The sequence below is a fragment of the Mycobacterium sp. UM_Kg1 genome, assembly GCF_000972925.1.
Classification (GTDB): domain Bacteria; phylum Actinomycetota; class Actinomycetes; order Mycobacteriales; family Mycobacteriaceae; genus Mycobacterium; species Mycobacterium hiberniae.
Genome location: NZ_JRMK01000005.1, coordinates 30,595 through 53,333, shown reverse-complemented (window position 1 = coordinate 53,333; position 22,739 = coordinate 30,595). Strand labels below are relative to the sequence as shown.

Genomic DNA, 22,739 nt, shown 5'->3' with positions numbered 1-22,739 from the left:
AAGTTATTCGAGAGGGGCTGGGTGTGGACGATCGACGCTACGTGGTGATCGGGGGCGGCCTGGCGGGCCTTGCCTCGGCGGTGTGGCTGGCCGAGGCGGGCAAGAAGGTGACGCTGCTCGAGCGGCGCGGGCGGCTCGGCGGACGCACCCAGGCGATGAGCGTGCCGGGAATCGCCGACCCCGCCGACAACGGTCAGCATGTGATCGCCAGCGGCTACGAGCACCTGTTCCGCTACCTGACCAGCGTCGGCACCCGCTCGATGGTGGAGTTTCCGACCGGCGGCACGCTGCGCTGGCCCGGCGGGGCCAGCACCACCCTGGTGACCCGGGGCATCGGTGCGGTGCGGTCGCTGTTCGGGCCGCACCCCGAGGCCAGCCTCGTCGACCGGCTGCGCACCGCCGTGGCGACCGTGCGCCTGGCGGGCGAGGCGCTGTTTCAGCCCGCAGACCTGCCCAATCTCAGCACCGACAAGTGGCTTCGGCGAGTCGGGATGCCCGCCCGCGCACGGGAGGCGGTGTGGGACTGGCTGGCGCTGGGGATCGCCGCAGAGCCGGTGGATCGGGGCTCGGCCAAGGTCTTCGCCGACGTGCTCGCCACCGGCATTCGGCTCGGACTGCGCCATCGCAGGGCGGTGACGATCGGCTACCCGACCACCGATCTGGACACGCTCTACATCTCGGGTGCGCTCGACGTTTTCGACCGGTACGGCGTCGAGGTGCGCTATCGGGCGGTGGCCCGTCGAATCGTGGTGCAGGACAACGCGGTGCGCGCCGTCGTGCTGGCGGACGGCACCGAAGTGCCGGCCGACGCGGTGGTGTGCGCGGTACCCAACTCCAATATCGCCGGGCTGCTCGACGATCTGCCCGAGCACGCCGAGATCTACGCCGCGGCGGAGAAGCTGCACTACACGCCGATCGTGAGCACAAACCTCTACCTGGACCGGCCGCTGGGAACCGAAGCGGCCATGGAGTCGATCATCGGCGGCACCGGTGTCATCGATGAGGTGTTCGACCGCCAGCGGATGCATCGCCGCGAGCCGGACGGCGCCTGGTTGTACTGCCTGACCACCAGCGGCGCCTACGAACAGATTCACCGGTCCAACGAGCAGATCGTGGCCGAGCAGATGGACCTGTTGCGCCGTTACTATCCCGCCGCCGCGGAGGCCAATGTGGTTGCCGCGCAGGTGGTCAAGATGCCCAAAGCCACCTTCTCGCAGGTGGTGGGCACCGATGGGCTGCGCCCGGACCAGCGAACGTCGGTTCCCGGGTTGGTGCTCGCCGGGGATTGGACCCGCGCCGACTGGTCGGCGACCATGGAAAGCGCCGTGCAGAGCGCGGCGCGCGCCGTGGACCTGCTGCTCGAGCTGCCGGACCCCAGATGAACGCCCGGCCGGAGCCGCGGCGGCGGATGTCGGCGCAGGCCCGGCGGGCGCAACTGCTCGACCACGCCCGTGACATCGTTGCCGCCGAAGGATTCGCCGCGGTGAGCATCGAACGGGTGGCCCGGGCCGCCGAGGTCACCCGGACCGTGGTGTATCAGAATTTCGGTGACCTCGCCGGTCTGATGTCGGCCCTGCTGGACCGCGAGTCAGGGATTGCGTTCGCCGGGATGCAAAGTGTGGAGGGCCCGCTGGCCGACGACCCGGACGCGCTCGGGCGCGGCATCCTGGCCTACCTGCATGCCGCGCCCACCAGCTGGCGCATCATCCTGAGCCCGCCCGCCGGCGCCCCGCCGCAGTTGCAGGCCCGCACGGAACTGGGCCGCCGGTATGCCCGCAGCCTCGCCGCAGGGCGGCTGTCGCGGCTGGTAGGCCGCCCCGTCGATGCCGGCGGTGCGACGGCGCGGCTGTTGTTGTCGTCGGTGGAGGAGCTGGCGCTGCTGCATCTCACCGACCCGCAGACCTACCCCGACGAACTGGTGCTGCGCTATCTGCGGTCACTGGTGGGCTGGGCGGTGCGGGTGGAGACGGCGGCGCCGTGATCGGGCGGCGCCCCCGGCGCGGTGTCCGGCGGCTCAACCCCGAGTGGCGGCGTGCGCAGCGGGCGGTAGAGTGGGCGCTCGCAGGGGCGATTCGTTCAGGTTCTCGCCGTGGGGGATGAGGCACCGGGCTGCCAGGCTGTCCCGAGGACCGCATAGCTATATTTGCCCGAGCGAACGTGTGATCGATAACCCGGAAGGCGACATTGTGAGCGATAAGGGACGGCTGTTCACCAGTGAGTCGGTGACCGAGGGCCACCCCGACAAGATCTGTGACGCCATCAGCGACTCGGTGCTCGATGCCCTGCTCGCCGATGACCCCCGCTCACGGGTTGCGGTGGAGACCCTGGTGACCACCGGCCAGGTGCACGTGGTCGGCGAGGTGACCACCACCGCCCGCGAAGCGTTCGCCAACATCACCAACATCGTGCGCGAGCGCATCCTGGAGATCGGCTACGACTCGTCGGACAAGGGCTTCGACGGCGCGACCTGCGGGGTCAACATCGGCATCGGTGCTCAGTCGCCCGACATCGCCCAGGGCGTCGACACCGCGCACGAAGCCCGCGTCGAGGGCGCGGCCGACCCGCTGGACTCGCAGGGCGCCGGCGACCAGGGCCTGATGTTCGGTTACGCGATCGCCGACACCCCGGAGCTGATGCCGCTGCCGATCGCGCTGGCGCACCGGCTCGCGCGCCGGCTCACCGAGGTCCGCAAGGACGGCACGCTGCCGTACCTGCGCCCGGACGGCAAGACGCAGGTCACCGTGCAGTACGAGGACAACGTGCCGGTTCGGCTGGACACGGTGGTGCTGTCCACCCAGCACTCCGACGGCATCGATCTGGAAACGACCCTGGCCGGCGACATCCGCGACCAGGTGATCAACACGGTGCTGGCCGAGCTGGCCCACGAGACCATGGACACCTCCGACGTGCGGTTGCTGGTCAACCCCACGGGCAAGTTCGTCGTCGGCGGGCCGATGGGCGATGCCGGCCTGACCGGCCGCAAGATCATCGTCGACACCTACGGCGGCTGGGCACGGCACGGCGGCGGCGCCTTCTCGGGCAAGGACCCGTCGAAGGTGGACCGCTCGGCGGCCTACGCGATGCGCTGGGTGGCCAAGAACATCGTCGCCGCGGGCCTGGCTCAGCGCGTCGAGGTGCAGGTCGCCTACGCGATCGGCAAGGCGGCGCCGGTGGGCTTGTTCGTTGAGACGTTCGGCACCGAGACCGTCGACCCGGTCAAGATCGAAAAGGCCATCGGCGAGGTGTTCGACCTGCGGCCCGGCGCTATCGTGCGCGACCTGGAGCTGCTGCAGCCGATCTACGCCCCGACCGCGGCCTACGGGCACTTCGGCCGCAGCGACGTCGACCTGCCGTGGGAGCGGCTCGACAAGGTCGAGGACCTCAAGCGCGCGATCTGACGGGGGTGAACCGCGCGCCGTGGATTTTCAGGCGCTGAACCGGTAGTCGCCGAGGTCGAAGTGCCTACTGCGCCAGTAGGCCTCGACCGTGGTGGCGGGCCGCAGCGGAACGTCGCCGTTCTTGTCGAAGTAGTAGCTGTTGGCCAGCCGGCAGCTGTCCTGCCAGAAGATCTGCCGGTGCCGTTTGCGCATCATCTCGTCGAAGTAGCGGGCGTTGGCAGCCTCGGAGATCTCGATGCGCCTCGCCCCGCGGCTGCGCGCGCTTTTCAGGCATCGCACGATGTGGTGAGTCTGGGCCTCGATGAGCGCGAAATACGATGAGCCGACGTAGCCGTAGGGGCCGAACACGCTGAACATGTTGGGGAACCCGGGAATGCTGACCCCCTCGTAAGCCTGCAGCCGGTTCTCCTCGAAGTACCGGGTCAAGGTCTGCCCGCCCGCCCCGGTGACGGCGAAGGTGGAAACGGTGTCGCTGTCCATCACCTTGAACCCGGTGGCCAGGATCAGGACATCGACGTCGTGCGCGGTTCCGTCTGCGGTCACGACCCCGGTGGGGGTGATCCGGTCGATGGGGTCGACCACCAGCGTCACGTTGTCGCGGTTGAAGGTCGACAGGTAACTGTTGTGGAAGCCGGGCCGCTTGCACCCGGGGGCGTAGCGCGGGGTGAGCTGCTCCCGCAGCTGCGGATCGTGCACCTGCCGGCGCAGAAACGCCCGCCCGGCAGCCTCCATCCGCTTGGCCAGGGGAAACACCGTGAAGTACTGCGCCGCGATCGGGAAGGTCGCCTCGACGTAGGCCTGACTGACCAGTCGCTGCAGCGCCTTGCCGCCGGGAAGGCGCATCGCCCAGCGGGCCGGGCTGGGCAGCGGCATATCCAACTTCGGAAAACACCAGATCGGGGTCCGCTGAAACACCGTGAGCGACGAGACGGTCGGTGCGATCTCCGGAATCACCTGTACCGCAGAGGCGCCCGTGCCGATCACCGCCACGCGCCTGCCGGTCAGGTCTTGCGAGTGGTCCCAGCGTGCGGTGTGGATACGCGCCCCGGCGAAGGTGTCGACACCGGCGATGTCGGGCAGCTTCGGGGTGGTCAGCACTCCGCTGGCGTTGATCAGGAACCGGGCGCTGACCTCGCCGCGGGTTCCGCGCGCTTCGGTTTGGACCCGCCAGCAGCCGTGATCTTCGTCGAATGTCGCGCCAAGAACCTTGGTGGCGAACCGGATTCGGGAGCGCAGACCGTACTTGTCGACGCAGTGCTCGGCGTAGGCCTTCAGTTCCCGGCCGGGGGCATACGTGCGTGACCAGTGCGCGCTCTGTTCGAAGGAGAACTGGTAGGAGAACGACGGGATGTCCACGGCGATACCCGGATAGGTGTTCCAGTGCCAGGTTCCGCCCGCGCCGTCGCCGGCCTCGAGAACGGCATAGTCCGCCATGCCGGCGCGGTCGAGGTTTATCGCCGCCCCGATGCCGGAGAATCCGGCGCCGACGATCACAACTTCGTGGTCGGGCTCCTCGGTCACCTCTGATGCTCCTCGTCGCCGATGTCGATCGAGGTCGACGGTAGCGCGCAAGCCGCGGGGCCCGGGCGGTGTTAGGGCAAATCCTCCGGTGGCAGGCGCCACGGCGGATTACGCCGGGCGGCACCGCCGTGGAACAGGCACAGCCGGTGGCCGTCGGGGTCGCGCAGCCGGGCTTCCCGCCACAGCCACGGCATGTCGGCCGGCGCCTGGGCGAACTCGATCGATGCGCGCAACCGCTGGTAGTGCTCGTCGACGTCATCGACCTCGAAATAGATCGTCACCTGCTCGGCTTCCGGCACTTCGCCGACGCGGTGCACCGAGAAGGTGCTGCCGCCCGACGGGCATTCGAACCGCAGATAGTCCGCTGTCTTGACGATCAGCTGCAAACCCAGGAGCCGGTAGAACCGCTCGGCGCGGTCCAGGTCGGTGCTGCCGACGGTGACCTGGTTCAGCCGCATCGGACTGTTACGCCGTCCCGGTCAGGGCCGCCTTCAGCGCGGCCAGCCCGCGATCGGCGGCCTCGGTTGCCGCCGGAATGACGCCGGCGTAGCCCAGGTAACCGTGAATCATCGTCTCGGCGTTGTGTACCTGCACCGGGACCCCGGCGGCGGCTAGCAGCTCGCCGTAACGGATGCCGTCGTCGCGCAGCGGATCGTGGCCGGCCACCGCGATGTAGGCCGGCGGCAGGCCGGCCAGATTCGCGGCGCGCGCCGGAGCCAGAGTGGGCGGCGGGTCGGTCAGGTCGACGTGCCCGGCATAGGCCAGCGTCAGGGCCGCGATCGCCTTGCTGTCGATGATCGGGGCCTGGGCGTTCTCGCTGAACGACGGCAGGCTGCCGTCGTAGGTGGTCGCCGGGTACCACAGCAGCTGGAAAGCGATCGCCGGTCCGCCGCCGTCGCGGGCCAGTTGCGCGACCACCGCGGCCAGGTTGCCGCCGGCCGAGTCGCCGGCCACCGCCAGCCGGGCCGGGTCCACGCCCAGTTCGCCGGCGTGTGCCGCCACCCACTCGACCGCTGCCAGCGCGTCGTGCACCGCGGCCGGAAACGGGTGCTCGGGGGCCAGCCGGTAGTCCACCGACACCACCACCGCGCCGGCGCCGGCGGCATGCATGCGGGCGGTGCCGTCGTGGGTCTCGAGGTCGCCGGCGACGAAACCGCCGCCGTGGAAGAACACCACCACCGGCGCGGCACCGGATTGGCTGCCTGCGGGCCGGTAGATGCGGATCGGCAGATCACCGCCCGGGCCTTCGATCACCCGGTCCTCGGCGGGCAGGTCCGGATGCACCGGGCGGCGCGGCAGGTCGCGCATCGCGCGGCGCGCCGCGACGACACCGTCGTCGAGGGTTAGTCGGAAAGGGACGGCGTCCAGTACCTTCAGCATTATGGGGTCGATTGCTGGCATGGAAACACCGTACGCAACCCGCCGCGTCTTCACCGGCTGGGCCGCAGCCGGATGGCTCGGCGTGGGTTACGGCATCTTCCTGACGGTGGTGGCGTTGCGTTCGGTGCCGGGTGAGGAACTGACCGGGCAATGGGTCGGTCAGCCGGCTTTCAAGGCGTCCATGGCGGTGTTGCTGGCCTTCGCCGCAGCCGCTCACCCGATCCTGCGGGAGGCACGCTGGCTGATCCCGGCGCTGATCTTCTCCGCGACCGGTGACTGGTTGTTGGCGATCCCGTGGTGGGAGCCGTCTTTCGTGGCGGGCCTGAGCGCATTTCTGGTGGCGCATCTGTGCTATCTCGGCGCGCTGTTGCCGCTGGCGGTGGTCTCGCGGCGGCGGCTGATCGGGCCGGGGCTGCTCATTGCCAGTTGCCTGGCGCTGCTGGCGTGGTTCTGGCCGGGTTTGATGCGCGAGGGAATGACCGTGCCGGTGGTGGTCTACGTCGGGGTGCTCGGCGCCATGGTGTGCGTCGCGCTGCTGGCGAAGCTGCCCACCCACTGGACCGCGATCGGAGCGGTGTGTTTTGCGGCCTCGGACGCCATGATCGGCGCGAGCAAGTTCGTGCTGGGCAATGAACTGCTCGAGGTGCCGATCTGGTGGACCTACGCCGCCGCCCAACTGCTCATCACCGCCGGATTCTTCTTCGGCCGGTCGAGCGGTGATGCGAGGTCGTCGGCGATCTGAAACCCGCTGGTGGTCAATGCCGGTGGCCGCCGGTGCCCAGTCGCAGCCGTTCCGGATCGAAGGCCGGCAACCGGCGCCGGTGCAGCGCGGTCATGTGGTGGCCGGCCAGCGCGTCGCCGTGCCCGGAGGCGATGTCGCCGATACTGAACAGCGACTCGCCACCGGGATCGAAGTAGCTGCTGTGGCCGGTCGCGGGCAATGCGACACCGCGGACTTCGGCCCTGAAGCGGGTGGACCCGTAGCCGTCGACCGCCGGGTCGGCGCCCAGCCCCACGGTCGCCGACGTGCCCGGCAGGCTCAGTTGTGGCTGACCGCCGAGACCGGTGATCGGATCCGACGACGCCGCCCCCACATACACATGTCCTGTTGCCGGTAGGTGAAAGTCGTCGGCGCGGCGCGCCAGATCGGTTCCCGGCGACCCCACGAGCACCACGTCGTCGGCGCGCAGCCCCGCGCCGGCCGCGGCATCGGCCACCGTCGTGGAGCCGTAGGAATGGCCCACCACCGTGACATGGGCGGTGCCGATGTGCGACGCCGCCAGGGCCTGCAGGTCGGCGGCCAGCAGCCGACCGCCGGCCCGGGCGGAAAACGGTTGCGCCACAGCCGGATCCAGCAGGCTGTCCGGAGCGCGGTAACCCATCCACAGGATGACCGAGTTGGTGCGGTCGGGATCGGCGCGGGTCGCCTCGCGGTAGACGTTTCGCCCGTCCGGGCGCGACAGGTAGCCGGTGCGGACGCTGCTCTGTGCCCCGGGGACCAACACGGTGGTGTTGTCGGCGGTGTCGGGATCGCCGATCGCGATCACGGCCCGTCCCCGGCCGTCGAACGCCGCCGGTTCATAGGTGAGCAGCAGCACCGATTCGGCGCCGGCGTCACCGTTGGCTGCGAGCGCGTCGCGGACCCGCAGCGCGTTCTCGTAACGGGCCCCGACCGGGCACGGCTCGCCGTCCGCGCACCGGATGTCCTCGGCCAGTGCCTGCCGGTTGATCCGGTCGCGCACTCGGGCCGGTATCCCGTAGCCGGCACCGGCCGAGCGAATCAGGGCCGCCTGCAGCCGGTTGTGCGTGGTGGCGTCGGCGATCACCCGGCCGATGTCGCGGGCCCTGGCGGCCAGCACGAGCTGGAACTCGCGGCGGCCGGCCGGGCAGTCCCAGGCCGGCGCCGGGGGGCCGGCCAGCGCGGCCCGGATCTGCGCGCCGACGGCATCGAGGTGTCCGAGCCCGCTGTGAGCCTGCCCGGCGGCGTCGGCAACCGCCGCGATCAGCAGCTGATCGGCCAGCGCGGCGGTGCGCAGCCGCGCGGCGAGGCCGGATTCCGCGCCGCGCGCGGCGCGGGTATGGGCGCCACACGGTTCGGGCATACCGCAGCAACGTAATTGGGCGGCGCCGGTGACGTGTACGCCAATGCACAACCCGTTGCACCGGCGATCCACCGGCTGCCGGGGTCGGCGGCGTCTGCTAGACCTGCGTGGTGAGCGTCGACAGCGAAGGTCGCGAAACCGGCGCCACCGGCGAGCCGGTGGCCCGGGTGCTGCCGATGCTCTCGGTTCCGCACCTGGACCGCGAGTTCGACTATCTGGTCGCGCCCGAGCAGTCCGGGGACGCTCGGCCCGGCGCACGGGTGCGGGTTCGCTTTCACGGCAGGTTGGTCGACGGCTTCATCTGGGAACGCCGCACCGATACCGACCACGTCGGCCGGCTGGGCCGGCTGGAGCGCGTGGTCTCGGCCGAACCGGTGCTCACCGGCGAGGTCCGTCGACTCGTGGAGGCCGTCGCCGCGCGTTACGCCGGCAGCCGGGCCGACGTCCTGCGCCTGGCGGTACCGCCTCGGCACGCCCGGGTGGAACGCGCAGCGACGACGCCGCCTGAGCCGCCCGTGCTCGCCCCGGTCGACCCGGCCGGCTGGCAACGCTACGGCGCGGGCGCATCCTGGCTGGCCGCGCTGGGGGAGGGCCGGGCCGCGCGCGCGGTGTGGCAGGCGCTGCCGGGCGAGTCGTGGACCGAGCGCTTCGTCGACGCCGCCGCGGCGACCATGCGGGCCGGGCGCACCGCGCTGGCGATCGTGCCCGATCAGCGCGACGTCGATGCGCTGCACCGGGCCGTGAGCGCACGAATCGAGGAGTCGGCGGTCGCGGCACTGTCCGCCGGCCTGGGCCCGGCCACCCGCTACCGGCGGTGGTTGTCGGTACTGCGCGGCCACGCACGGCTGGTGATCGGCACGCGCAGCGCGGTTTTCGCGCCGCTGGCCGATCTGGGCCTGGTGATGGTCTGGGACGACGGCGACGATTCCCTGGCCGAGCCGCGGGCGCCTTATCCGCATGCGCGCGAGGTGGCGATGCTGCGGGCCCATCTGGCGGGCTGTGCCGCCCTGATCGGTGGATTCGCCCGTACCGCCGAGGCGCACGCGCTGGTGACCAGTGGGTGGGCGCACGACGTGGTGGCACCGCGTGCGGTGCTCCGCGCGGCCCGGCCGCGGGTGTTGGCCCTCGACGACACCGGGTACGCCGAGCAGCGTGACCCCGCCGCCCGCAGCGCGCGGCTTCCGGCCGTGGGACTGGCGAGCGCGCGCAGTGCCCTGGCCGCCGGGGCGCCGGTGTTGGTGCAGGTGCCGCGCCGCGGCTACGTGCCGTCGTTGGCCTGTGCCCGCTGCCGCACGATCGCCCGCTGCCGGCACTGCACCGGCCCGTTGTCGCTGCCGGAACGTGGCGGTGCGGCCGTCTGTCGCTGGTGTGGTCGCCAGGACTCGGCGCTGCGCTGTGCGCGCTGCGGGTCCGATGCCGTGCGGGCGGTCGTCATCGGTGCCCGGCGAACCGCCGAAGAACTGGGCCGAGCCTTCCCGGGCACCCCGGTCGTCACGTCCGCCGGTGACGCCATCGTCGACGCCATCGAGGACGGCGCGGCCCTGGTGATCGCCACACCCGGCGCCGAGCCCCGCGCCCCGCGCGGCTACGGGGCGGCGTTGCTGCTGGACTGCTGGGCGTTGCTGGGCCGTCAGGATCTGCGTGCCGCCGAAGACACGCTGCGGCGCTGGATGGCTGCGTCTGCCCTGGTGCGCGACCAGGCTTCGGGCGGGCAGGTGACGGTGGTCGCCGATTCCGCGATTCCCACCGTGCAGGCCCTCATCCGGTGGGACCCGGTCGGCCACGCCGATGCCGAACTGACCACCCGGGCCGAGGTGGGCCTGCCGCCCGCGGTGCACCTCGCGGCCCTCGACGGCGATCCGGCCTCGGTGACGGCGCTGTTGGAACAGACCCGCCTGCCCGACGGCGCCGACCTGCTCGGGCCCGTGCCGCTACCGCCGGGCGTGCGCCGTCCCGCCGGTGTCCCCGAGGAACTGAGCATCATCCGCATGCTGGTGCGGGTGGGACGCGACCACGGCTTGGCGCTGGCCGCGGCGCTGCGCCACGGCGTCGGTGTGCTCAGTGCCCGTGGATCGCACCACCCGGTGCGGGTACAGATCGACCCGCTGCACGTCGGGTAGCAGCCTCAGCGGCCGGACAGGCGTGAGCCGAAAACGGCCGCCTGGGTGCGCCGCTGCATGTCCAGCTTGGCCAACAGACGCGAGACGTAGTTCTTGACGGTCTTCTCGGCCAGGAACATGCGCTCGGCGATCTGTTTGTTGGTCAGCCCCTCGGCCAGTAGCGCCAGCAGGGCCCGTTCCTGCTCGGTGAGCTTGGACAGGGGGTCGGGCGCCTGGGCGCCCATGCGGAGCCGGACCATCAGCGCCGCCGCCGCGTGGTTGTCCAGCAGCGAGCAGCCGGCGCCGACATCCTTGATCGACTGGGCCAGCTGCATGCCCCGGATGTCCTTGACGACGTAACCGCTGGCGCCGGCCAGAATCGCGTTCAGCGCCGCTTCCTCGGAGCTGTCCGAGGTCAGCATCAGACACCGCAGAGCGGGCACCCGGGACAGCAGTTCACGGCACAGTTCGATGCCGTTGCCGTCGGGCAGTCGCACGTCGAGCACGGCGACGTCCGGCAGCAGTGCGGGAATGCGGGCCAAGGCTTCCCGTACGGTTTCGGCTTCGCCGACCACGGTCAGGTCGGGGTCCGAGCTCAGCAGCGAGATCAGCCCGCGCCGGACCACCTCGTGGTCGTCGACCAGGAAGACTTTCAGCTGTTCTGACCCGGTAGCGGCAGCACCGTCGCCGGCGGTCACAACCACCACGTCCGATCGCAGACCAGCACGGCGCTGCCGGCGGACTCCACGACCGCCCGGCCAGTGGGAGCCAGCAGAACGTCCAATGGGCCGGGCCGGCGGGGGGCCACCACCACCAGTTGGATCACCGATCCGCTGCGCTGCAGGCGCTCAAAGCAATTGAGCAGACCGTCGTGATAGCCGACCGAATCCACATCGAGGTCCGGATGTTCTTGCCGGCAGCGGGCTATCCAGCGCTCGACGGCGGTGGGCAGCGGCGGGTCGGACGGCACGTCGGACTCGCCCGGTGGGGCCCGGCGGTGCTGCTGCAGTGCGAAGACGCGCAGCGGCAGGCCGCGCAGTCCTGCCTCGGCAGCGCCGAGCTCCAATACGCCGTCGCCGGCCGAGGAACCGTCCACCACCGCCAGGACCAGCCCGGTTTGCGCCGTTCCGGCGGTGAAGGTGCGTGGCACGATGGCGACCGGGCAATGCGCCGAGGTCGCCACTGCGGCGGCGGTGGACCCGATCCTGCTGCCCGGCTCGTGATGAAACCCGATCGAGCCGACGCAGATCACCGCCGCGGATCGCGAGGCTTGCAGCAGCGCGGTCACCGGCCGCCGGTGCACGATCTCGGCTTCCAGCTTGGGCGGCCGGTCGAGGGCCTCGATCGCTGCCATGGCGCTGCGCACCGCTGTTTCGGCCGCAGCCGTCGCGTTCGCGCCGGGGGAGCCGGAGTCGACTGCGCACAGCAGCCCCAGCGGGAGCTCGCGGTCGAGCGCTTCGTCGACAGCCCAGTAGGCGGCTTTGAGAGCGGCACGTGATCCGTCCACACCGACGACTACGCGGGGGGCAGCCGATGACGCGAACATGAGCCCCCGCTACCCGCCGTGGATGGACAGCACGTCGGACAGCGGCCGGCGCCGCGTGCGGGGCAGGGGTTCCTCGGTGCCCGGTGCCTGTCCGATCCGGACGAGGATCTGAGGAAAGGCGTTGCGGCCCACCAATGTCTCGACAATGTCCCTGGTCACCTGAACTTCGGTGAGATGAGTCAGCGGACAGGTGGCCAGGCCGGACATGGTGCACTCCAGAAGGACGGCCGAGAGTGCCTCGCCGACGATCAACGCGTCGGCGCGCGCATCCGATCGCGTGGACAGCACCACGATGGTCGCCTGATCACGCTGGATCTGTGCCCGTCGATCACCATGGTGCACTCCGGGAAAGGCACGACCGACATCGACCCGGCCGCCTTCTGAGTCAGAGGGCAGGGAGCTGTACGAGACGCCTGTGGAGGTCTCGAATGGCGTTGTCCACCGGTGTAACTCGGCGTGGTAGGACGCGTCGTAGAGCCGCAGCGATTCGGCGAACTGCGACGCGTAGGCCAGTCGGGGGCGGGACTTTTCGGGCAGGACGTCGAGGTCTACGGCGTACTCCTCAAGGCGGGACCGCAGCAGCGGCTCGAAGGCCACCCAATTGGGCGGCGGCGCCAACGGCAGCCTGTCGCTGCGCCGTACCCAGATCGCCGCTGCCCGGCATCGGTGCCCTTCGGTGACGTAGCTCATCTTGTCGAACTGGATCGATGCGAGATGGTTGGGATTGTTGGGATTGGGAAAGCGGTCGACGTTGGCATGCAGGCCGGTTGCGGCCATCGCCACCCGAAGATGGTCCAGCGCCGCGCCGCAACCGATAGTCGCCTCCCGCCCCGCGTGATCGGACGGCAGGACCCGGCTCTCGTCGAGGAACAGTTGCAGGCGGCCGGCTTCCAGGACCCACTGCCACGGCTGGATGTTGTGCAGCGACGGGGCGCGGCATGCCGCGCGCACGGCATCCTTGACGGCCTCGGTTTCCACCCGCACGGTGAGCATCTCGACCTCCGATCTGCACCTGGGCTCAATCGTTCTGCGACGCCCGGAGCCGGTGTTAGGGCCGTTGGTCCTCAGCGGAGCGCCGATCGGCCCGCCCTCGGGCCCCCGGACGGGCGCTGACGTGGCCGCCGCAGACGAACCAGGAGGGATCTTGTCGTCGGTGCCGCGTCGGAGGATGATGGGCCGGTGGACTGCCGGGGTAGCACCCCCGCCGCGTTGGTCGACACGGCCGGACTTCACCACCTCGTCGATGTGCTGATCGAGCGCGGTTACCGCGTGGTGGGTCCGACACTGCGGGACAGTGCCATCGTGCTCGCCGAGCTGAATTCGGCCGACGATCTGCCCCGCGGCTGGGGCGTCGACGTTGCCCCCGGTCGCTATCGGATCCGGCGCCGTGCGGATCAGGCCGCCTTCGGCCATTGCACCGGAGCTCAGTCGTGGAAGCAGTTCCTGCATCCACCGCGGCAACTGCTGTGGTCGGCCGACCGGGACGGTACCGCTGTCACCGAACCCGACGAGCCACCTGCACGGTACGCATTCCTCGGGGTGCGGGGCTGCGACATGGCGGCGATCGCCACCTTGGACCGCGTACTCGGTGGTTCGGCCTACCCCAACACCGCATATGCGGAACGCCGCCGGCGGGTCTTTGTGGTCGGGGTGAACTGCACCGAGCCGGGCGGGCTGTGCTTCTGCGCCTCGATGGGTACCGGACCGTCGGTCGGTCCGGGATATGACCTGGTGCTCAGCGAACTGTGCGCGGGGGACTCCGCGACTTATGTCGCCTACAGCGGCAGTCCGGAAGGCGCCGAGGTTTTGGCGGCGGTGCCGCACCGCGAAGCCACCGTCGCCGAGATCGACACGGCGCACGCGCAGGTCGAAGCCGCCGCGGATCAGATGGGTCGGTCGATGCCCGAGGCAGACCTGAAGAGTCTGCTGGGCCGATCACGCGAGTCAACGCAGTGGGAGGAGATAGCAAGCCGCTGCTTGACGTGCGGAAACTGCACGATGGTGTGCCCCACCTGTTTCTGCACCAGTACCGAGGACGTCAGCGACCTGCGTGGCGATCATGCCGAGCGGTGGCAGACCTGGGCATCGTGTTACGAGATCGACTTCTCTTACCTGCACGGCGGAAGTGTCCGGCAATCCGGCGCGTCGCGCTACCGGCAGTGGCTGACCCACAAGTTGGGCACCTGGCACGACCAGTTCGGGATGTCGGGCTGTGTCGGTTGTGGACGCTGCATTGCCTGGTGTCCCACCGGTATTGACATCACCGAAGAGATGAACAAGATGGCGCGGGCAGACGGCGATGCTTGACAGCGGGGCCCGTCGTGAACCGCAGATCCCGCCGCGATCGCCGATGGCTCCGGTGCCCTACCGGGTCCGGAGCCGGGTCGTGGAGAGCCCGGAAACCGCGACGTTGTGCTTGGAGCCGGTCGGACAGGCGCTGCGGGTTCCCCGGCCGGGGGAGTTCATGATGCTGTACGCGTTCGGGGTCGGCGAGGTGGCGATCTCGATCAGCGGTGATCCGACCGTCACCGACGGCTCGATCACCCACACGATCCGGGCGGTCGGAGCGGTCAGCCGGTCGCTGCACGACTCGGTGCCCGGCAGCGTGGTCGGAGTGCGAGGCCCGTTCGGCACCACCTGGGGGCTGTCGGAGGCCGTGGGCCGGGATCTGGTGATGGTCGCCGGCGGAGTGGGACTGTGCCCGCTGCGTCCTGCGGTACTGAGCGCGCTGGCCCAGCGGTCCCGCTTCGGCCGGATCAGCCTCATTGTCGGCGCCCGGTCGCGAAAGGACTTCCTGTTCGCCGCCCAGCTCGTGGATTGGACCGCCGACCCGCGACTTGAGGTTCATCTCATCGTCGATGCGCCGACCCCGGGATGGTCGGGCGATGTCGGTCTGGTGACCGAGCCGCTGCACCGGCTCGCGCTGGAACCCGGGAGAACCACCGCGTTCCTGTGCGGCCCCGAGCCGATGTTACGGTTCGGGGCCGAGGCGCTGATGACCAAAGGGGTTGCCGCCAAAGATATCCGGGTCTCCCTGGAGCGCAACATGCAGTGCGGGGTGGGCTGGTGCGGCCACTGCCAGCTGGGTCCGCTGCTGCTGTGCCGGGACGGTCCGGTGGTCGGCTACGACGTGGCAGGGCCGCTGCTGCGGGTCAAGGAACTCTAGATGAGCCCGATCTCGCTGGCAGTGTGGAAGTTCGCCTCCTGCGATGGCTGCCAGCTGACGCTGCTGGACTGCGAGGACGAGCTGCTGATGCTCGCCGAGCGGGTCCAGATCGCGAACTTCGCGGAGGCGTCCAGCGCGGTGGTCGGCGGCCCCTATGACGTGTCGCTGGTCGAAGGATCGATCACCACGGCCGGCGACGTGCGGCGCATCCATGAGATCCGCGAGCAGTCCCGGGTTTTGGTCACCATCGGAGCCTGTGCCACTGCGGGAGGGGTGCAGGCGCTGCGAAATTTCGCCGACGTCGCCGAGTACGCCTCGGTGGTGTACGCCAAACCGGAATACATCGACACCCTGGCCACCTCAACACCGGCGTCGACCCATGTCGCCGTCGATTACCAGCTGCAGGGCTGCCCGATAGACCGCGGCCAGCTCTTGGACACGCTCGCAGCGTTGTTGATCGGCCGCAAACCCCGCCTGCCGGCCAAGACGGTGTGCACCGAGTGCAAGTTGCGCGGTGTGACCTGCGTGATCGTTGCTGACGGAATCCCGTGCCTGGGTCCGGTGACGCACGCGGGCTGCGGGGCGCTGTGCCCCCGCCATCACCGCGGTTGTTACGGCTGCTTCGGTCCGTCGGCCGCACCGGCGACAGCGACGCTGATCCCGCTGTTGCGGCGCGACGGCATGTCGCCAGACGACGTCGAGCGGGTTTTTTCGACATTCAACGTTGCTGCCTTCGCAGCGGAACGGCCGCCGCGGTGAGCGCGCGGCGCCGCAGGATCACTGTCGGTCCCTTGACCCGCGTCGAAGGCGAAGGCGCACTGCATATTCGGCTCCGAGACGGTCTGCTGGAATCGGTGGAGCTCAACATCTACGAGCCGCCACGCTTCTTCGAGGCGTTTCTGCGGGGACGCTCGCACACCGAGCCGCCCGACCTGACCGCCCGGATCTGCGGAATCTGCCCGGTGGCCTACCAGGTCAGTGCCTGCAACGCGATCGAGGACGCCTGCGGCGTCGCCATCGATCCCGATCTGATCGCACTGCGTCGCCTGTTGTACTGCGGCGAATGGATTCACAGCCACGTCCTGCACATCTATCTGTTGCATGCGCCGGACTTCCTCGGCTATCCCGATGCCGTCGCGATGGCACGCGACCAGCATGACATCGTCGAGCGCGGGCTGCGGTTGAAGAAGGCCGGCAACCAGGTCATGGCGTTCATCGGCGGAAGGTCGATCCATCCGGTCAACGTCCGGCTGGGCGGGTTCTACACGGTGCCGACCCGGACTGACCTAGTGGCACTGCAACCCCTGCTGCGTGCCGCACTCGACGACGCGGTGGCCACGGTCGACTGGGTTGCGGGCTTCGAGTTTCCCGATGTCGAGGTCGAACACGAACTGTTGGCGCTGCGCCGGCATGACCGGTACCCGATTGAGAACGGTGTCATCGCGCGCAGTGCCGGTGCGGTGTTTGCGGCATCCGCCTTCACCGATCACATCGTCGAGAATCAGGTGCCGCACTCCACCGCCCTTCAGGCGACCTTGGACGGCGGATGCTATCTGACCGGCCCACTGGCCAGGTATTCGTTGAACTCGACGACCCTGTCACCGGTCGCCGCCCAGGCCGCGACCGCAGCCGGGCTGGCTGCGGTATGTCGTAACCCCTTCCGCAGTATCGTCGTTCGCGCTGTCGAAGTGGTCTACGCCATCGAGGAGGCGTTGCGGATCATCGATGATTATCAGCGGCCTCCGCGGCCGTTCGTCCCGGTACCGGCGCGTATCGGCGTCGGCCACGGCGTCAGTGAGGCGCCTCGCGGCCTGCTGTACCACCGATATGGGATCGGAGTCGACGGACTGATCGCCGAGGCGACGATCATCCCGCCCACCTCCCAGAACCAGGCTGCCATCGAGACGGACCTGGCCCGGGTGATCGGCGAAAACCTTGCGCTCGGGGATGCCGCGCTGACAGCTTTGTGCGAACGGGTGATTCGTAGCTACGACCCGTGTATCTCCTGTGCCGCACACTTTTTGACGCTGACCGTTGAGCGGGCGTGATGGGCGACATCGTTGTCATCGGGCTGGGCAACACCTATCGGCGAGACGACGGTGTCGGTGCCGCCGCCGCTCTGCTGGTGGGCGAGCGACTCAAGTCCGGCGTTCACATTGTCACCGGTATCGCCGATCCGGCCGGCCTGCTCGAGGCGTGGGACGGCGCGGCACTGGCGGTGGTGATAGACGCCACGATCACCGGGCGCTCGACGCCGGGGCAGGTTGGCCGTTGGGGCCCAGAAGAGGTGGACGCCGGCAATGGCTCAACCAGTTCACACAGTCTGAATGTGGCTCGAACCTTTGCGCTGGGGCAGGCCCTGAAGCGGGCTCCGGAAGCGCTGGTGCTGCTCACCGTCGAAGTCGCCGAGATCGGCTACGGGCCGGGGCTGAGTCCGGCGGTCGCCGCGGCGGTGCCGACGTTGGTCACGCTGGCACTGTCAGAGATCGGCCGCCGCCGAACAGTCGTCCGGGCGACGCCGATCCCGGGTGTGTCCGGCACGGATCACCACGGCACCAGCTGAATCAAACCCGGAGGCCGGGGTTGCGCCGGACTGGGCTCCGCCGCCCCGCCGTCACCGCTCCCGCCGGCGCCCGGACCCTGGCCGCTTCCGGTGCCGCCACCGCCACCGCCGCCGCCAGTGCCGCTGCCGGTGCCGGTCCCCGGGCCATTCGCAGGGGGATCGACCTGTTCCGGCGCAGGTGGTGGTTGCTGGGGTGGTGGGGGTTCGAGCTGTTCCGGTGGTGGTGGCGGTTGCTGTGGTGGCGGAGGCGGTTGCTGTGGTGGTGGAGGTACGACTCGTTGTGGTGGTGGGGGCTTCGCGATGACCTGAGGGGAATGCGGAGCCTTCGCCTGCGGGGGCGCCGGTGCCGGAGGCGGCGGGTTGGGCTGGCTCAAGTCAGCCGTCGGAACAGCACCGATCGGCCAGGAGAGCGCCAGCGGGTCAGCTGCGGGCCGGCCGACTTGGCCGGCGACCGCGGAGGGACTCCGGCGGAAGGTCACGGTGGTGATCAGATTCGCAGAGTGACTGGCGGGTCCGAGGCGGACAGCCGTCCCTTCGGCGATCTTGTTCAGATCGCCGGGGCAGTAGACCTCGACCGCGGCGCTGATGAACCGGCTCATGGTCGCCGAGAGGCGGGCCGACTGCAAGCGCAGGCTCGGATTCATCTCGAAGGCGTCGTTTGTCAGCCCGTCCAGGATGACGTTCTCGGGGACGCCGTCGTCAAGTTTGCGACAGACGGTATGGCCGGCGGCGACCACGGTGGGGATGTTCTCCAGCGCCGGGATCTGCTTGCTCTGCAGTACTGCGAGAAACTGGTCGTCCTGGCTTGGGTCGGCTGCGGCTGCCCCGGCGTGCAGCATGGTGGCAATGGCCGCAACGGCGGTGAGCGTGACGCCGCCGTAGGTGGTACGCATGGCACTGCTCTCCGTTCTGCCGGGGCTGTGCCCATCGCCGGGAATTCGTTTCGGGTAGGGCAGCGCCCTGGTCTTCGTAGTGATGTGACTGAAGTTGTGGAGTCGGTATTTCAGGAGGCGTGCGGCAGGTGCCGCATCCGCGGGGCCGTGCCGGCGGCCATTTCCGCGGGCACCACCCAGCCGACGTAGGTCAGATAGAGCCCGGTCGCAGCGAAGACGAGAAAGACGGCCCGCCACACCGCCGTCGCACCGATCATCGAATCTGCCATCGACATGAATGCGGAGGGGAAGGCCAACAGGAACGCGCCCCGGAGCACCATGATCCAGCCGAACAGGGACACCATGACGGCGGCCGGACTACGCCAGTACTGATGCAGCGCGATCACGGTCAGGCCGGCGGCCAATATGAAGGCGCCGGTTACCCACGGCCAGGCGCCGTTGGCTTCGAACCCAGCGAGCAGCATGGGCATGTCTGCGGTGCGGGCAAGGGCGACGAGGCTGACTATGGCCCAGAACGGACCCAGTATGCGCGCGAACATGTGCGTGCGCGCCTGCGCTTGGGTGTCCATCGTGTACTCCTGTGTTCCGATGTGGTTGTCGAATGCCCAGCGCCGCTCTCGCTGTGCCGGCCGGGGAGGGCCCCTTCAGTTCATTGACTGGTCAGAGCCTTCGGGCAGCAGATCGCTCTGACGAATTCGGCGATGGAATGCTCGGGCAGGTTGCGGGCAATGTCGGCCTCGGTGACGATGCCGACCAATCGGTGATCTTCGATGACGGGCAAACGGCGCACCTGGTGCTCTTCCATCATCGTCAGCATCTGCGCCACGTCCGCTTCTGCATCGACGTGGTAGGTGCTGCCCTGTGCCAGTTCACCAGCGGTCATTGTGCCCGGTTCCAGCTCAGCGGCAAGGCATTTCACCACAATATCGCGATCGGTGATCATGCCATGGAGGCGATCGTCTGCTCCGCAGATCGGCAAAGCGCCGACTCCCATATCGCGCATGCGTTGCGCGGCGGTTGTCAGCGACTCATGCTCGCCGACGCAGGAGACGTCAGCGTGCATGATGTCGCGAGCGATAGTCATGAGGTCCTCCTTTGATTGTTACGCCCAGTTCACGGCTGATACCCGAAAAGCTATCGGCGGCAGCATGTCGCGGTCAGAGTCCTTTGTCCCCGGACCGGTCGCTGTTGGTCCCGGGTCGGCCCGCAGCGCGGCACACATCCCTGGGCCAGATGTCGGGATCCTCATCCGAACAGGGGACAAGGTCATTCAGCGGCCGGAGACCAACGTCGCTATGGGCGTTTACCAAAGGCCCTGTCTTACGCCGCTCGCGCCGCTGCAAGCTCGAACCAGCAACGGCTCGTACCGTCGGCACACGCGGACCTATCCACGGGAGGACAGGCCTATGGATCACGCGTTGGCGCATTCGGGTCCGGCTGGCGCTGAAGACGACGGCCAGGCGTTGCAGCCAACGTCACCCGGACCTCGGCCGCAGGCGGGGGCACCCGGTTGCGCAGAAACCGGATTGGAGGCCCGCGAGGCCGCACGGCGCCTGCTGGTACACGGCCCCAATGAGCTGCCCGCAGTCGGGCGGACCCGGTGGGTGCTCGCTCTGCTGCGCCAGTTCACCCACCCCTTGGCGCTGCTGCTGTGGTTGGCGGCTGTCCTGGCTCTCGTCTCCGGTTCGGTAGTGCTGGCTGTTGCGATTGTCGCGGTGATCGTCCTGAACGCGGGCCTGGCGTTCGCGCAGGAGGAACATGCAGAGCATGCCGTTGAAGCACTGAGCGCGTATCTGCCGCAACGGGCCGCGGTGTTGCGGGACGGGCACCGGGTGCAGGTGCTGGCTCGGGAGCTGGTTCCCGGAGACGTGCTGTTCGTCAACGAGGGAGATCGCATCTCCGCCGATGCCCGGCTGATCGACGGTTGTGTGGAGGTCGACATGTCCGCGTTGACCGGTGAGTCCGCCGCGGTCGAGCGGTGTGCGGGCCCAGCCGCTGAGACCGATCGCGCACTCGATTCGCCGTCGTTGGTGTTCAGTGGGACGGTGTGTGTCGCCGGGTCGGCGATGGCACTCGTTCAACACACCGGCAGCCATACCGAGTTGGGTCGCATCGCGGTGCTGTCGCGTCGGGTGCACGCCGATGCCAGCCCCTTGGAACGTCAGGTGCGTCGGGTGGCGTGGATGATCGCAGGGATCGCCATCGCGGTCGGTGTCCTGTTTCTTCCGCTGGGCATCCTCGCCGGTCTGAGCTGGGGCGCGGCGTCGATGTTTGCGATAGGCCTGCTGGTTGCCAACGTGCCCGAGGGCCTACTGCCGACGGTCACCCTGGCGCTGGCCGTCGGGGCGCGGACGCTCGCCCGGGTGGGTGCGGTCGTCAAGCGGCTGTCCTCGGTGGAGACCTTGGGCTGCACCGAGGTGATCTGCACCGACAAGACGGGAACGCTCACCCAGAACCGGATGCAGGTGGTCGAGGTGATCGCGGTGGCCGAACCCGGACCGCTGATCAGGGCAGCCGCGTTGTGCACCACCGCCCGGCTCGAGGCGGGCTCGGTGGGGGACCCCACCGAACTCGCGCTGCTCGGGCACGCTGAGCGGCAGGGCGCCGCGGTAGATCCGGCGCTGCGGGACAGCCGGCGAATCAGGCTCTTCCCGTTCGAACCGCATCTGATGCGGATGTCGACGCTCGATCCCATCGGTGGCCGGCGAGTTCTGCACGTCAAGGGGGCGATCGAACAGGTGCTGCCGCGTTGTCTCCTCGGCGAGGATGCGCGGTCGCTCTGGCACCGGAGGGCCGGGGAGTTGGCTGAGCGCGGGCTGCGAGTGCTGGCGATTGCCGAGCGGGATCTGACGCAGGCAGGCCCGGAAATCGATCGAAACGCCGCAGAACAGCACCTGGTCCTGCTCGGGCTGGTGGGAATCCTCGATCCGCCCCGGCCGGAGGTGGCCGAGGCGGTCAGGCAGTGCCATACCGCCGGCATCCGGGTGCATGTGGTCACCGGCGACAACGGCCGGACCGGCGCCGAGATCGCCCGCCAGGTGGGGATTCGCGCCGATCGGGTCATCGACGGCGGCGACCTTGACCGGATGAGCGACGCCGACCTGGACGACGCGCTCAACAGCGGAGACGAGATCGTGTTCGCGCGGGCAAAACCGGAAGCGAAACTGCGGATCGCGGATGCCTTGCACCACCTCGGAGTGACCGTGGCCATGACCGGCGACGGAGTCAACGACGCGCCCGCCCTGCGCCGGGCCGACATCGGTGTGGCAATGGGACGCGGCGGCACCGATGTCGCCCGCGAGGCCGCGACCGTCGTGATCACCGACGACAACTTTGCGACCATCACCGCGGGAATCCGGGAAGGCCGACGGGTGTTCGCCAACGTCCGCAAGTTCGTGATGTACATCTTTGCCCACGCAGTGCCCGAAGTCGTGCCGTTTCTGGTCTTCGCCCTGTCGGGTGGCATGGTGCCACTGCCTTTGACGGTGTTGCAGATCCTGGCCGTCGATCTCGGGACCGAGACGCTGCCGGCGCTCGCCCTGGGCCGGGAACCTGCCGAGTCCGGGCTGATGGAGCGACCGCCGAGGCCGGCGTCGGAGAACGTGATCACCCGTCAGCTGGTGCTGCGCAGTTGGGGACTGATGGGCACCGTCTCGGCTGCCCTGGTGATGGCGGGTTTCTTTGCCGTGCTGGTCCACGGCGGATGGCGCCCCGGCGATCCGACCGGTGTGGGCGTGCCGCTGCACCATACCTATCTGCAGGCCACCACGATGTCCTTCGCCGCGATCGTCGCCTGCCAGGTCGGCACGGCGTTCGCCTCCCGTACCGCGTGGGCCTCGTTTCGGTCGATCGGAGTGCTGAGCAATCGCCTGCTGTTGTGGGGCATCGCATTCGAATTGAGCGTGGCGGCAGCGGTCGTCTACCTGCCCGCCCTGCAACGAGTGTTCGGCTCCGCGGGGCTGGACGGATGGATGTTGCTCCTGCTGATCCCGATGCCGGTAATCGTATGGGGCGTCGACGAAATCTACCGATGGCGCCTACGGCGTAAAGTCCCGGCGGCAATACCCTAGC

The 22,739-nt window shown here is 69.3% G+C and carries 21 protein-coding genes; 11 read left to right on the top strand and 10 right to left on the bottom strand.

What is annotated here, in order from left to right; genetic code table 11:
- Positions 1-17: 17 nt before the first annotated feature.
- The 3 genes from hpnE to metK all read left to right on the top strand — a co-directional run bounded on the left by hpnE (position 18) and on the right by metK (position 3,398).
- Positions 18-1,382 (top strand): hydroxysqualene dehydroxylase HpnE, encoded by a 1,365-nt coding sequence (hpnE, locus tag LI92_RS01715; protein WP_082109494.1) that lies wholly within the window; start codon positions 18-20, stop codon positions 1,380-1,382.
- Positions 1,379-1,981, top strand: a complete 603-nt coding sequence (locus tag LI92_RS01710; protein WP_046315225.1) for a TetR/AcrR family transcriptional regulator — start codon at positions 1,379-1,381, stop codon at positions 1,979-1,981. Before hpnE ends, LI92_RS01710 begins: the two co-directional genes overlap by 4 nt.
- Positions 1,982-2,186: 205 nt before the next feature.
- Positions 2,187-3,398 (top strand): methionine adenosyltransferase, encoded by a 1,212-nt coding sequence (metK, locus tag LI92_RS01705; RefSeq protein ID WP_046315223.1) that lies wholly within the window; start codon positions 2,187-2,189, stop codon positions 3,396-3,398.
- Positions 3,399-3,425: 27 nt separating this feature from the next.
- Here the strand turns inward: metK and LI92_RS01700 are convergent, their stop codons facing one another.
- The 3 genes from LI92_RS01700 to LI92_RS01690 all read right to left on the bottom strand — a co-directional run bounded on the left by LI92_RS01700 (position 3,426) and on the right by LI92_RS01690 (position 6,320).
- Complete coding sequence (locus LI92_RS01700; RefSeq protein ID WP_046315221.1) at positions 3,426-4,919, bottom strand: flavin-containing monooxygenase; 1,494 nt, start codon at positions 4,917-4,919, stop codon at positions 3,426-3,428.
- A gap of 71 nt (positions 4,920-4,990) precedes the next feature.
- Positions 4,991-5,377, bottom strand: a complete 387-nt coding sequence (locus LI92_RS01695) for a VOC family protein (protein WP_046315220.1) — start codon at positions 5,375-5,377, stop codon at positions 4,991-4,993.
- A 7-nt stretch (positions 5,378-5,384) separates the two neighbouring features.
- Positions 5,385-6,320: an alpha/beta hydrolase gene (locus tag LI92_RS01690; protein WP_046315218.1), complete on the bottom strand. Its 936-nt coding sequence runs from the start codon at positions 6,318-6,320 to the stop codon at positions 5,385-5,387.
- Here LI92_RS01690 and LI92_RS01685 point away from each other — a divergent pair.
- Positions 6,319-7,041: a lysoplasmalogenase gene (locus tag LI92_RS01685; protein ID WP_046315216.1), complete on the top strand. Its 723-nt coding sequence runs from the start codon at positions 6,319-6,321 to the stop codon at positions 7,039-7,041. The genes LI92_RS01690 and LI92_RS01685 overlap by 2 nt on opposite strands.
- A 13-nt stretch (positions 7,042-7,054) precedes the next feature.
- On the opposite strand, the gene LI92_RS01680 is transcribed toward LI92_RS01685, so the two are convergent.
- Entirely contained in the window at positions 7,055-8,401 is a 1,347-nt protein-coding gene (locus tag LI92_RS01680) for an alpha/beta hydrolase (RefSeq protein WP_052740674.1), read from the bottom strand.
- Between the two features lie 176 nt (positions 8,402-8,577).
- Here LI92_RS01680 and LI92_RS01675 point away from each other — a divergent pair, with 176 nt between their 5' ends.
- On the top strand, positions 8,578-10,521 hold the full coding sequence (locus LI92_RS01675) for a primosomal protein N' (protein ID WP_046315266.1): 1,944 nt from the start codon (positions 8,578-8,580) through the stop codon (positions 10,519-10,521).
- A 5-nt stretch (positions 10,522-10,526) separates the two neighbouring features.
- Here LI92_RS01675 and LI92_RS01670 read toward each other — a convergent pair whose 3' ends face one another.
- From LI92_RS01670 to LI92_RS01660, 3 genes are read right to left on the bottom strand one after another with little or no spacing between them, the layout of a single operon-like run.
- A complete protein-coding gene (locus tag LI92_RS01670; RefSeq protein WP_046315264.1) occupies positions 10,527-11,156 on the bottom strand; it encodes a response regulator transcription factor in 630 nt (209 codons plus the stop codon).
- Positions 11,157-11,194: 38 nt separating this feature from the next.
- On the bottom strand, positions 11,195-12,046 hold the full coding sequence (locus tag LI92_RS01665) for a universal stress protein (RefSeq protein ID WP_046315214.1): 852 nt from the start codon (positions 12,044-12,046) through the stop codon (positions 11,195-11,197).
- A 9-nt stretch (positions 12,047-12,055) separates the two neighbouring features.
- Entirely contained in the window at positions 12,056-13,039 is a 984-nt protein-coding gene (locus LI92_RS01660; protein ID WP_046315212.1) for an Acg family FMN-binding oxidoreductase, read from the bottom strand.
- A gap of 186 nt (positions 13,040-13,225) precedes the next feature.
- Between LI92_RS01660 and LI92_RS01655 the strand changes: the two genes are divergently transcribed.
- The 5 genes from LI92_RS01655 to LI92_RS01635 are packed head-to-tail and all read left to right on the top strand — an operon-like array spanning position 13,226 to position 17,775.
- On the top strand, positions 13,226-14,353 hold the full coding sequence (locus LI92_RS01655) for a 4Fe-4S dicluster domain-containing protein (protein ID WP_046315210.1): 1,128 nt from the start codon (positions 13,226-13,228) through the stop codon (positions 14,351-14,353).
- On the top strand, positions 14,346-15,212 hold the full coding sequence (locus LI92_RS01650; protein WP_046315208.1) for an FAD/NAD(P)-binding protein: 867 nt from the start codon (positions 14,346-14,348) through the stop codon (positions 15,210-15,212). The genes LI92_RS01655 and LI92_RS01650 overlap by 8 nt, the downstream gene beginning before the upstream one ends.
- Entirely contained in the window at positions 15,213-15,971 is a 759-nt protein-coding gene (locus LI92_RS01645; RefSeq protein ID WP_046315206.1) for an NADH-quinone oxidoreductase subunit B family protein, read from the top strand.
- Positions 15,968-17,260, top strand: a complete 1,293-nt coding sequence (locus LI92_RS01640; RefSeq protein ID WP_046315203.1) for a Ni/Fe hydrogenase subunit alpha — start codon at positions 15,968-15,970, stop codon at positions 17,258-17,260. Before LI92_RS01645 ends, LI92_RS01640 begins: the two co-directional genes overlap by 4 nt.
- Positions 17,260-17,775: a hydrogenase maturation protease gene (locus tag LI92_RS01635; protein WP_046315201.1), complete on the top strand. Its 516-nt coding sequence runs from the start codon at positions 17,260-17,262 to the stop codon at positions 17,773-17,775. Before LI92_RS01640 ends, LI92_RS01635 begins: the two co-directional genes overlap by 1 nt.
- Here LI92_RS01635 and LI92_RS01630 read toward each other — a convergent pair.
- The 3 genes from LI92_RS01630 to LI92_RS01620 all read right to left on the bottom strand — a co-directional run bounded on the left by LI92_RS01630 (position 17,757) and on the right by LI92_RS01620 (position 19,752).
- Positions 17,757-18,668 carry a DUF732 domain-containing protein gene (locus tag LI92_RS01630; RefSeq protein WP_046315199.1) on the bottom strand — a complete coding sequence of 304 codons (912 nt, stop codon included), beginning with the start codon at positions 18,666-18,668 and terminating at the stop codon, positions 17,757-17,759. The two genes, LI92_RS01635 and LI92_RS01630, sit on opposite strands and share 19 nt — an antisense overlap.
- Before the next feature lie 110 nt (positions 18,669-18,778).
- Entirely contained in the window at positions 18,779-19,237 is a 459-nt protein-coding gene (locus LI92_RS01625) for a hypothetical protein (RefSeq protein WP_046315198.1), read from the bottom strand.
- Positions 19,238-19,317: 80 nt separating this feature from the next.
- The gene (locus tag LI92_RS01620; protein ID WP_046315196.1) at positions 19,318-19,752 is read right to left on the bottom strand and encodes a CBS domain-containing protein; all 435 of its coding nucleotides are present in this window, start codon (positions 19,750-19,752) and stop codon (positions 19,318-19,320) included.
- A 442-nt stretch (positions 19,753-20,194) separates the two neighbouring features.
- Between LI92_RS01620 and LI92_RS01615 the strand changes: the two genes are divergently transcribed.
- Positions 20,195-22,738 carry a cation-translocating P-type ATPase gene (locus tag LI92_RS01615; RefSeq protein WP_052740672.1) on the top strand — a complete coding sequence of 848 codons (2,544 nt, stop codon included), beginning with the start codon at positions 20,195-20,197 and terminating at the stop codon, positions 22,736-22,738.
- Position 22,739 lies beyond the last annotated feature (1 nt).

Coding starts and splice junctions, on each gene's coding strand:
- LI92_RS01710 (WP_046315225.1), top strand. CDS start 1,379: ATGAACGCCCGGCCGGAGCCGCGGCGGCGGATGTCGGCGCAGGCCCGG.
- LI92_RS01695 (WP_046315220.1), bottom strand. CDS start 5,377: ATGCGGCTGAACCAGGTCACCGTCGGCAGCACCGACCTGGACCGCGCC.
- LI92_RS01685 (WP_046315216.1), top strand. CDS start 6,319: ATGGAAACACCGTACGCAACCCGCCGCGTCTTCACCGGCTGGGCCGCA.
- LI92_RS01690 (WP_046315218.1), bottom strand. CDS start 6,320: ATGCCAGCAATCGACCCCATAATGCTGAAGGTACTGGACGCCGTCCCT.
- LI92_RS01680 (WP_052740674.1), bottom strand. CDS start 8,401: ATGCCCGAACCGTGTGGCGCCCATACCCGCGCCGCGCGCGGCGCGGAA.
- LI92_RS01675 (WP_046315266.1), top strand. CDS start 8,578: ATGCTCTCGGTTCCGCACCTGGACCGCGAGTTCGACTATCTGGTCGCG.
- LI92_RS01665 (WP_046315214.1), bottom strand. CDS start 12,046: ATGTTCGCGTCATCGGCTGCCCCCCGCGTAGTCGTCGGTGTGGACGGA.
- LI92_RS01660 (WP_046315212.1), bottom strand. CDS start 13,039: ATGCTCACCGTGCGGGTGGAAACCGAGGCCGTCAAGGATGCCGTGCGC.
- LI92_RS01650 (WP_046315208.1), top strand. CDS start 14,346: ATGCTTGACAGCGGGGCCCGTCGTGAACCGCAGATCCCGCCGCGATCG.
- LI92_RS01645 (WP_046315206.1), top strand. CDS start 15,213: ATGAGCCCGATCTCGCTGGCAGTGTGGAAGTTCGCCTCCTGCGATGGC.
- LI92_RS01635 (WP_046315201.1), top strand. CDS start 17,260: ATGGGCGACATCGTTGTCATCGGGCTGGGCAACACCTATCGGCGAGAC.
- LI92_RS01630 (WP_046315199.1), bottom strand. CDS start 18,668: ATGCGTACCACCTACGGCGGCGTCACGCTCACCGCCGTTGCGGCCATT.
- LI92_RS01625 (WP_046315198.1), bottom strand. CDS start 19,237: ATGGACACCCAAGCGCAGGCGCGCACGCACATGTTCGCGCGCATACTG.
- LI92_RS01620 (WP_046315196.1), bottom strand. CDS start 19,752: ATGACTATCGCTCGCGACATCATGCACGCTGACGTCTCCTGCGTCGGC.